Source organism: Pseudomonas sp. S3E17, from assembly GCF_024168685.1.
In the GTDB taxonomy this organism is placed as follows: domain Bacteria; phylum Pseudomonadota; class Gammaproteobacteria; order Pseudomonadales; family Pseudomonadaceae; genus Aquipseudomonas; species Aquipseudomonas marginalis.
The window spans coordinates 5047045-5057032 of record NZ_JALJWE010000001.1 but is presented as its reverse complement, the minus strand read 5'-3'; the positions used below and the strand labels follow the sequence as shown (position 1 = coordinate 5057032).

Below are 9988 nucleotides of genomic sequence, written 5' to 3'. Positions count from 1 at the left end.
TATTTAAGCGGCCTCGCGACTTTCTGTTTACGCCCTTCGGCACCCAAGAAAAACGGGCGTTTCGAGTTGCCACTCCAATGCAATATTCCAATTTTGTTGCGGTTTTTCAGGCAACCAATCCCCGGGGAAACACCAAAATGCGTTTGCAACTTTTTAAAGCTATGCCTTTTGCTTTAGCCGCCAGTTTCGTTCAGGCGCAGACCCTGCCCGAGGCAATGCAAAGCGCTGTGGAAAACCACCCGGAGATCCAGGCAGCTATCAATGCGCGCATCGCCGCTGACTACCAGGTCAGAGAGGCCCAGGGCGGTTATCTGCCTAAAGTCGACGTGTTGGGCGGTTATGGCCGTGAAAGCTCCGACAACACCTCTACCCGCGCCGCCAGCAACAGCCATGATTGGAAAACCCTGAACCGCGGCGAATCGACCATCCGCCTGCAACAAAATTTGTTCCAGGGCTTTGGCACCATTAATGAAGTCGGCCGCCAACAAGCCACCGCCAACTCCCGTGGGTATGCGCTGCTCAATACGTCCGAGCGCACCGCACTGACGGTCGCCCAGGTTTATCTGGATGTCCTGACCCGTCGCGAGATGGTGCAATTGGCAGAAGACAACCTGAAAAGCCACGAACGCATTTTTGACCAGATCAAACTGCGTACCAGCCGTGGCGTGGGCAGGATGGCGGACATGGACCAGGCCGAAGCCCGCCTGGCTCAGGCGCAAAACAACCTGATCACCGAGCAGACCAACCTGGCGGACGCCAATACCAACTTCCTGAGCGTGGTCGGCAAAGAGCCGGACCAGCTGGAAAAGCCGATGGGTATTGTGACCGCCCTGCCGGCCAGCCTGGATCAGGCACGCCGTGAGATGATCGCGGACAGCCCGGTGTTGCGTTCTGCCGAGTCAGACATCGCGGCTGCCGAAAAGCAGTACGAAGCCGCCAAGTCGACCTTCTACCCGCGCTTCGATGCGGTGCTGCAACGCTCGGCCAACAACAACATCGGCGGTGAAGAAGGCCATGACAATGGCTACTCCGCGATGCTGAACATGCAGTTCAACCTCTACAACGGCGGCAGCGACAAGGCCAGCCTGCAGTCCAAGGCCTCCCAGGCCACTCAGGCGCTGGACATTCGCAACAACGCCCTGCGTCAGTTGAACGAAGAACTCGGCCTGGCGTGGAACGCCTACAACAATGCCAGCCAGCAGGTGCCGATCGCGCAACAGTACGTCGACCGCAGCACCAAAGTGCGCACCTCTTACCAGCAGCAGTTCAGCCTGGGTGAGCGTACACTGCTCGACTTGCTCGACAGCGAGAACGAACTGTTCACCGCTCAGCAGCGTTTGGCACAGATCAAGAGCCTCTATATCTACACCCAGTATCGAATCAAGGCCGACATGGGCCAACTGCTGAGAAGTCAGGGTGTGGTTGCCCCGCTGGCATCAGTTGTGCAGAACGATATTAAACCGTCGGTAAACCTGCCAGGGATGAACTGATTCTTGACGGCGTTGGACCACACAACCGTTTAAGAGAGAGTCAGCTTGGATTCTGAAATAGGTTTGGCGCAACTCAACCATGACCCGCGCACTCAGCATGACGACCCGTTGCTGGATGGGCTGTTGGCTCTCTGCTCACTGCATTACAAGCCTGCCAGCCGGGCCATGCTGACCACCGGCCTGCCCTTGGCCGGGCAGCGCCTGAGCCCCGACCTGCTGCCGCGTGCAGCTGCACGGGCAGGTTTGCAGGGACGTTTGCTGCAGCGCAAGCTGGAGCAGATCCCGTCCATCGCATTACCGGCCTTGCTGCTGTTAAAGGAAGGGCGCAGTGCGGTGCTGCTGGGATGGGAAGGCGATACCGCCCGCCTGTTGCTCAGCGAAAGTGACGGCGGCGAAGTCCAGGTCACCCGTGAGGTGTTGAGCCAGGATTACAGCGGCCGGGTGTTCTTCGCCCAACCGCAGCATAAATTTGATATCACCAGCGGCACGCTGATCCCGCGCGCACGCTCGTGGTTCAAGGACACGCTCAAACGTTCGCGCTGGCTCTACGCCGACGCCATCGCCGCGAGCCTGGTGATCAACCTGATCGCCCTGGCCGCACCGCTGTTTGTGATGAACGTGTACGACCGCGTGGTGCCGAACCAGGCCACCGCCACCCTGTGGGTGCTGGCTATCGGTATTTGCGGCGCCTACCTGTTCGACTTGTTGCTCAAGAGCATGCGCAGCCTGTGCCTGGACCTTGCGGGCAAGAAAACCGACCTGATCATTTCCGCGACGCTGTTCGAGCGCATCGTGGGCATGTCGATGAAAATGCGCCCGGCGCGCGTCGGCAGCTACGCCTCCAACATCCACGAGTTTCAGGGGATGCGCGACTTCCTCACCTCCCTGACCCTCACCAGCCTGATCGATTTGCCTTTTACCCTGATCATCCTCGCAGTGATCGCGCTGCTGGGCGGCCACCTGGTGTGGATTCCCATCGTCGCCTTCCCGCTGGCCCTGGGTATCGGCCATTTCCTGCAAAAACCCCTGACCGCGACACTCGAGCGCACCATGGCCCTGGGTGCCGAACGGCAGTCGAGCCTGATCGAAACCCTCGCCGGGCTGGATGCGGTAAAGGTCAACAACGCCGAAAGCGAACGTCAATACCAGTGGGAACAGACCATTGGCACCCTCAGCCGCCTGGAACTGCGGGTCAAGGTCTTGTCCGGCCTGGCGATGAACATCACGTTGCTGATCCAGCAAGTGGCGGGCGTGGCGATGATCATCTTCGGTGTGTACCAGATCATCGACGGCACCCTCAGCATGGGCGGCCTGGTGGCGTGCTACATGCTCAGCGGCCGCGCGCTTGGCCCGTTGGCCCAGCTGTCGGGCCTGCTCACCCGCTACCAGCAAGCCAAGGTGACGATGGTCTCGGTGGACCAGATGATGGAGCTCCCCCAGGAACGCAACTTCGACGAGCGCCCGCTCAGCCGCAAATCGCTGCAAGGTGCGATGACGTTCCGCGAGGTTGACTTCACCTACCCGAACCAGCAAACCCTGGCACTGCGCGGCATCAACCTGAATGTTCGTCCCGGCGAGAAAATCGGCATCATCGGCCGCAGCGGCTCGGGCAAAAGCTCGCTGGCCAAGCTGCTGGTCGGCCTGTACCAGCCGGACTCCGGCTCGTTGCTGGTGGATGGCGTGGACATCCGCCAGATCGACGTCAGCGAATTGCGCCACAACATCGGCTACGTCGCCCAGGACATCCAACTGCTGGCCGGCACCTTGCGTGACAACCTGGTCTCAGGGGCGCGCTACGTGGACGATGAGATGGTGCTGCAAGCCGCAGAACTCGCCGGCGTGCATGAATTCGCCAGGCTGCACCCGCAAGGTTACGAACTGCAAGTGGGCGAACGCGGGCAAAACCTCTCCGGCGGCCAGCGCCAGAACGTCGCCCTGGCGCGTGCGCTGCTGCTGAACCCGCCGATTCTGCTGCTGGACGAACCCACCAGCGCCATGGACAACACCGGTGAAGAGCGCCTGAAACAGCGCCTGCAGTCGGTTATCGAAAACAAGACGGTGATTCTCGTCACCCACCGCGCTTCGCTGTTGAGCCTGGTCGACCGCCTGCTGGTGATCGACCGTGGCCAGATCCTCGCAGACGGTCCAAAGGCGGCCGTTATGGAAGCGCTGAAAAAGGGGCAGATCAGTGTTGCTTAAGTCCGGCGCAGGCCGTTTGAAGGACGTCATCTTCCGCTATTTCAAGGGCCGCGACTCCCTCGATGACCAGCCACTGCCCGAGGTCGAAAAGGCCCTGATCGACGACGCACCCCGCATCGTGCGCCTGACCATCTGGGGCGTGATCGGCTTCTTCGTGTTCCTGCTGCTCTGGGCCCACTTCGCGATCATCGACGAAGTGACCAAGGGCGAAGGCAAGGCAATCCCCTCGTCGCGCATCCAGAAGATCCAGAACCTGGAAGGCGGCATCGTCGCGCAGATCTACGTGCATGAAGGGCAGATCGTCGAAGCCGGCGCGCCGTTGATCCGCTTGGATGACACCCGATTTGCCTCCAACGTCGGCGAAACCGAAGCCGACCGGGTGGCCATGGAACTGCGTGTGGAACGCCTCAGCGCCGAGGTCGACAATCGACCGCTGAACATCACCGATGCCGCACGCAAAGCCGTGCCCAACCAGGCCTCGAACGAAGAGTCGCTGTACCTCAGCCGCCGCCAGCAGTTGGCAGACGAAATTGGCGGGCTGCAACAGCAGTTGCTGCAACGCCAGCAGGAGCTACGTGAGTTCAGCTCCAAGCAGGACCAATACCGCAATAGCCTGAACCTGCTGCGCCAGGAAATCGGCATGTCCGAACCACTGGTACAGCAAGGCGCGATCTCGCCGGTAGAAGTGCTGCGCCTCAAACGCTCCGAGGTAGAAACCCGCGGCATGCTCGACGGCACAACCCTGGCCATCCCCCGCGCCCAGGCCGCCATCAACGAAGTGCAGCGCAAAATCGACGAGACCCGCGGCAAGTTTCGCAGCGAAGCCCTGGCTCAACTGAACGAAGCCCGCACCAACCTGAGCAAGGCCCAAGCCACCTCCAAAGGCCTGGAAGACCGCGTCAGCCGCACCATGGTCACCTCGCCCGTGCGCGGCATCGTCAAGCAGATGCTGGTCAACACCGTCGGCGGCGTGATCCAGCCCGGCAGCGACATGGCCGAAGTGGTGCCACTGGACGACACCCTGCTGGTGGAAGCGAAGATCCGCCCACAAGACATCGCCTTCCTGCACCCCGGCCAGGAAGCCATGATCAAATTCACCGCCTACGACTACACCATCTACGGTGGCCTCAAAGGCAAACTCGAGACAATCGGTGCCGACACCGTGATGGACGAAGAGAAGAAAAACACCTTCTACGTCATCAAGTTGCGCACCGACCGCAGCCACCTGGGCACCGATGAGAAACCGTTGCTGATCATCCCGGGCATGGTTGCCTCCGTGGACATCATCACGGGCAAGAAAAGCATCCTGAGCTACCTGCTCAAGCCGATCATCAAATCCCGCGCAGAGGCGATGCACGAGCGTTGATTTTTTGCTGGCGGCACGGAGAAATGCGGGGAGATGTGCGAAAACTTGGGTTTTCGCAAAAATAGTCAGATTTCAGGGGTTTACAGAACCTTGGCAGTCGCTATAATCGTCGCCCTAACACGCCGGTATAGCTCAGTTGGTAGAGCAACTGACTTGTAATCAGTAGGTCCCGGGTTCGACTCCTGGTGCCGGCACCATACAAAACAAAGCCCTCACAGAAATGTGAGGGCTTTGTTGTTTCTGGGTTAATACAACCCAGTCGCTCGCCTGTAAATCATTCCCCAAACCGACAAACCGCTATTGGCCGACTACCAGCCAAAGCATAACGTCTGCATACCGTGTACACAGCGTACACAAAAATGTATGGAGCAGCGTTATGGCAGCCTCTCCCGTTCTGTCTTTCCAAGTAAAGCCCGAACTTGCCAGCGAGTTGGATCAACTGGCGCAGGCGACCGACCGAGATCGTCAATACCACCTGCAGCGCGCTTTGAGCCGCTACTTGGCTGATGAATCCTGGCATTTCAAAGCCGTGTAGGAAGGCATTGCAGATACTAATGCTGAAGCGTTTCCCTCATGCAGGGAAAGCGTCTCCAGTGCCCGATTGCCGGGAGCTGATTATGACCACGTATGCGTATCGAACGACCTATAGCTTGCCAGGTGACCGCGAAGCGCCCAGGTAATTGACCAACTGATTGCAAGTCAGTGGTCCAGACTCATCACCACAGCACAAAGCCCCATAACTCGGGGCTTTGTGCTGTTTGGCGTTTGAATGAATATCGGCAACTGCAAGAAAACAAACCCGGCCAGGGTAATTCAAAGGCCGTCAGGAATATGGACGGAGAATTCCACCCCATCAAACAGCTGTAAACGCTGTACAACCATGCGCCCGATCAATACGATGAGAAGCATTATCATTCACGCAGTGCGAGCCTCACATGCAGGATGCCAGCCCAACATCGTCCGTCGAACAGTTGTACGAGAATCATCACGGCTGGCTGCAGGGCTGGCTGAACCGGCGGTTGGGGCACAGTGCCGATGCCGAGGATCTGGCCCACGACACGTTTATCCGTGTGCTGCGCGCCCCTCAGCAGGTGCGCGAGTTGCGCCAGCCGATGGCGTTTCTCGCGGCGATTGCGAATGGACTGCTGGTCAATCGCTGGCGCCGCCAGGAGATCGAGCGGGCTTATCTTGAAGCGTTGGCTGCTCGGCCCGAAGGGGGGGAATCGTCACCCGAGGACCGGTATCTGGTGATCGAAACCTTGTTGCAGCTCGACTCGCTGTTGATTGGGCTCTCTGAGCGCATACGGCAGATTTTCTTCATGTCTCAGCTCGACGGCCTGACGTATCCGCAGATCGCTGCGCAGTTGGGTTTGACTGTGGCTCAAGTGCAACGGGCCATGGGCAAGGCATTCAGTGTGTGCTATGCGAGCCGTTTCGAATGAGGGCCGAGATTAATCCGCAGGTGCGCGATATCGCCATTGATTGGCTTGTCAGGATGCAGTCCGGGCTTATGAGTGCGCCTGATCTGGAAGCATTGCAGTGTTGGCGCGAGGCGAGCGATGAGCATGAGCAGGCCTGGCAACGTGTCGCCAGCTTGCCGCTGTTGCAGCAGCCCGGAGCGAATCTTTTGCGCGATGCCACCGCGCGCAGGGCACTGGCGTCGGCTGGGCCGGACATGCAGAAACGTCGGCAGTTACTCAAGCGCCTGTTGGTCCTTGGTGCGGTTGGCACAGTTGCCTGGCAAGGCGCGGGTTCCACGCCAGTGCGCGCCGCGCTGGCGAACCACCGCACAGGAACAGGCGAGCGTCGCCAGTGGACCCTGGTGGATGGCAGCTCGCTATGGCTGAACACGGCCAGTGCGGTGAACCTGGATTTTAATGACCAGGTGCGGCGCATCCAGATGATAGAGGGCGAGCTGGCCTTGAAGGTGCGAGCAGAATCGCGCCCGCTGCAGTTGATCACGCCGGACGCGATCCTGCAGAGCCGCGATGCGCAGTTGCAGGTGCGCCATGACCGGCAGGGCACGCAGGTCACCGTCGTGGGCGGCCAGGTGCAGGTGCACTCACGCGGCCAGCCAACGTTCTCTTCACTTGAGGCCGGATGGCAGGCACGGGTGGACCGCCTGGGTATCGGCGTACCGAGCCGCCCCGATCTGCTGGTCGCCCAGGCCTGGCTGCGCGGGATTCTGCCGGCGGATCGCCTGCGCCTGGATGCCTTGGTGGCGGAGCTCTCGCGTTATCGTCCCGGTGTTTTACGTTGTCACGAGCAGGTCTCAGGATTACGCCTCACGGGCAGTTTTTCGCTGGATGACACCGACGCAGCCTTGACCCTGGTAGCGCGCACGCTGCCGGTGCGTATCGAGCGCATGACGCGGTATTGGGTCTCGATCGTGCCCGCCTGAAATATTTTTTCCGCTGCACGATAGTTTTTTCGTACTCGCTTGGCCTATAGGGATCACCCACCCGCCAGAGGTGGGTCTTGACCCCTTAGGAGCCCCGTATGACTTCACCTTCCCGCGCCCTGCGTGCCCGTACGCTTGGGCTGTTGTTGCTCAGCGTGCAACCGCTTTGCAGCCTTCCAGTCTTTGCCGCGGGTAGTTCGCAGCATTACAGCATCGACGCTGGCCCCCTGGATTCTGCGCTGTCACGTTTCGGCGCACAGGCGGGGATTACCATGGCGGGCAGCTCAACGCTGACGGCCGGCAAGAAAACCCAGGGGCTGCAAGGCGATTTCAGTACTGAGGCCGGCCTGACGCAGCTCTTGCTCGGCTCGGGGTTGACCTATGAGCGCCAGGACGACGGTAGCCTGCTGCTGGTACCGAGCAACGGCGACGTGTTGGAGTTAGCGCCGACTGCGATCAGTGGCACCGCATACGACACCTCGTTGGGCCGCAACGATGGCCTGGTCGCCAGCCGGACCATGAGTGCCAACAAGACCGATACGTCGATCATGGAAACGCCGCAATCGATCAGCGTGGTCACCCGCAAGCAGATCGATGCCCAGCAGCCGCAAAGCATCGGGCAGGTGCTGCGCTACACGGCGGGGGTCAATGGTGAAGCCAACGGTGTCGATACCCGACGCGACACGATTAGTATTCGTGGCTTTGACGCGACGACTGGCGGTGGTATCTATCGCGATGGCCTGCGCCAGTACAGCTTTGCCAACCAGAGCCGTGCCGTGGGTGAAGTCTATGGGCTGGAGCGCGTGGAAGTGCTGCGCGGGCCATCGTCGGTGCTCTACGGTCAAAGCTCACCGGGCGGCATGGTCAACGTGATCAGCAAGCGTCCCACCGATGAGCCGCTGCATGAACTGGTGGCGCAGGCAGGCAGTTTTGATCGCAAGCAATTGGCTGCGGACTTCGGCGGGCCGCTTAGCGAGGACGGCGTCTTGACTTATCGCCTCACCGGGCTGTGGCGAGACAGCGGTACGCAAATCGACTACGCCCGTGATGACCGTCAATTCATCGCCCCGGCAATCAGTTGGCGCCCCTCGGACGACACCTCGTTGACGGTGCTGGCGTCCTTTCAAAAAGACCGCAATGTGCTGGGCTACTACGCGTTGCCGCGGATAGGCACCCTCGACAGCTCGCGTTACGGACGGATCGCTACGGATCGTTTTGTCGGCGACCCTGACTTCGACAAGTACGATGTAGAACAGTGGTCACTGGGGTATCAGTTTGAACATCACCTCAATGATATCTGGACATTCCGCCAGAACGCCCGTTACAGCCGTTCCTACCAGGAACAGCGCACTATTTACCAATACGGCCTGGATGACGACCAGCGCACCGTGGGCCGCTTCGGATATCTGGGCCACGAAAAAGTGAAGAATGCGCTGCTCGATAACCACTTCCAGGCCCAGTGGAACGCCGGCCGTTTCGAACATACAACGCTGGTCGGTATCGATCTGCAACATGCCAGTACCAACCAGTTGGGGGGTGGCAACGTGGTTGATCCCCTGGATATCTATGCGCCGGTCTATCACCAGGATTACAGCGACCTGGACGCCTTTTACGACATCAACCAGCGTCGTCAGCTAGACCAGGCGGGTGTGTATCTCTCGGAACAGCTCAAATTCGACGAACATTGGGTCTTTAACCTGGGCGGTCGCCAAGACTGGGCACGCTCGAAAACGGTCCATTACGCCACCGACACGGCGGCAGACCTCAAGCAGCGCGATCACGCCTTCACGTGGCGGACCGGTGTGATGTACCTGGCAGACAACGGCCTGGCGCCCTACGCGAGCTATTCCGAGTCGTTTTTCCCTAACATCACGGCAGTGGCGCGTGACGGCAGTGCCTTCGAACCCGAAACCGGTCGCCAGTACGAAGTCGGGATCAAATTCCAGCCCAAGGGCAGTGACAGCTACGTGACCGTCTCGCTGTTCGACCTGACGCGGCAAAACGTACTGACTGTCGATCCTGCCAACAATCGTTTCTCGGTGGCGACCGGAGAAATCCAGTCGCGCGGTATCGAACTGGAAAGCAAGGCGCAGGTGTCCGATGCGCTGGAGTTGATGGCCAACTACAGCTATTCACACCTTGAAATTACCCGCAGCAATACGGCCGATGAGAAAGGCAATCAACCTGGCAATACCCCTGAACAACTGGCCTCGCTCTGGTCGCAATACACCATTCAGGGCGGCGCGCTATCGGGCTTGGCGATAGGGGGAGGAGTACGCTATGTCGGCAAGAGCTATATCGATTCGCAAAACAGCGAAGGCATCCCCCACTACACGCTGTTTGACGCCAGCCTGAGCTACGACCTGGGCAAGCTGTCTTCATCCTATGCAGGGGCGAAGCTGGCGCTCAATGCGTCCAACCTGACCGACGAAACCTATGTCTCTCAGTGTGGTTACACCGGCGACAGCTGCAAATACGGGTATCGCCGAAATGTGACCGGGTCGGTGAGTTACAACTGGTAAGCACCACCTT

Annotated in this window: 6 protein-coding genes, 1 tRNA gene and 1 pseudogene; all 8 read left to right on the top strand. The window is 59.7% G+C overall.

Annotated features, from left to right (window positions below; genetic code table 11):
• Positions 1-137: 137 nt before the first annotated feature.
• The 8 genes and pseudogenes from J3D60_RS22885 to J3D60_RS22850 all read left to right on the top strand — a co-directional run bounded on the left by J3D60_RS22885 (position 138) and on the right by J3D60_RS22850 (position 9978).
• Complete coding sequence (locus J3D60_RS22885; protein WP_065941140.1) at positions 138-1490, top strand: TolC family outer membrane protein; 1353 nt, start codon at positions 138-140, stop codon at positions 1488-1490.
• Positions 1491-1535: 45 nt separating this feature from the next.
• Entirely contained in the window at positions 1536-3689 is a 2154-nt protein-coding gene (locus J3D60_RS22880; RefSeq protein ID WP_065941139.1) for a type I secretion system permease/ATPase, read from the top strand.
• On the top strand, positions 3679-5055 hold the full coding sequence (locus J3D60_RS22875; RefSeq protein WP_065941138.1) for an HlyD family type I secretion periplasmic adaptor subunit: 1377 nt from the start codon (positions 3679-3681) through the stop codon (positions 5053-5055). Before J3D60_RS22880 ends, J3D60_RS22875 begins: the two co-directional genes overlap by 11 nt.
• Before the next feature lie 121 nt (positions 5056-5176).
• A tRNA-Thr gene (locus J3D60_RS22870) sits at positions 5177-5252 on the top strand.
• A 179-nt stretch (positions 5253-5431) separates the two neighbouring features.
• Positions 5432-5587 (top strand): annotated as a pseudogene (locus J3D60_RS22865) (ribbon-helix-helix domain-containing protein); the annotation flags it as partial.
• 403 nt (positions 5588-5990) lie between these two features.
• Entirely contained in the window at positions 5991-6497 is a 507-nt protein-coding gene (locus J3D60_RS22860) for a sigma-70 family RNA polymerase sigma factor (protein ID WP_065941133.1), read from the top strand.
• Positions 6494-7456 carry a FecR domain-containing protein gene (locus J3D60_RS22855; RefSeq protein WP_253492909.1) on the top strand — a complete coding sequence of 321 codons (963 nt, stop codon included), beginning with the start codon at positions 6494-6496 and terminating at the stop codon, positions 7454-7456. Before J3D60_RS22860 ends, J3D60_RS22855 begins: the two co-directional genes overlap by 4 nt.
• A gap of 98 nt (positions 7457-7554) precedes the next feature.
• Positions 7555-9978 (top strand): TonB-dependent siderophore receptor, encoded by a 2424-nt coding sequence (locus tag J3D60_RS22850; protein WP_253492907.1) that lies wholly within the window; start codon positions 7555-7557, stop codon positions 9976-9978.
• Positions 9979-9988: the final 10 nt, after the last annotated feature.

What these genes read in the sequence shown, in the direction of transcription:
- J3D60_RS22885 (WP_065941140.1), top strand. Translation starts at nt 138, where the DNA reads ATGCGTTTGCAACTTTTTAAAGCTATGCCTTTTGCTTTAGCCGCCAGT.
- J3D60_RS22850 (WP_253492907.1), top strand. Translation starts at nt 7,555, where the DNA reads ATGACTTCACCTTCCCGCGCCCTGCGTGCCCGTACGCTTGGGCTGTTG.
- J3D60_RS22855 (WP_253492909.1), top strand. Translation starts at nt 6,494, where the DNA reads ATGAGGGCCGAGATTAATCCGCAGGTGCGCGATATCGCCATTGATTGG.
- J3D60_RS22860 (WP_065941133.1), top strand. Translation starts at nt 5,991, where the DNA reads ATGCAGGATGCCAGCCCAACATCGTCCGTCGAACAGTTGTACGAGAAT.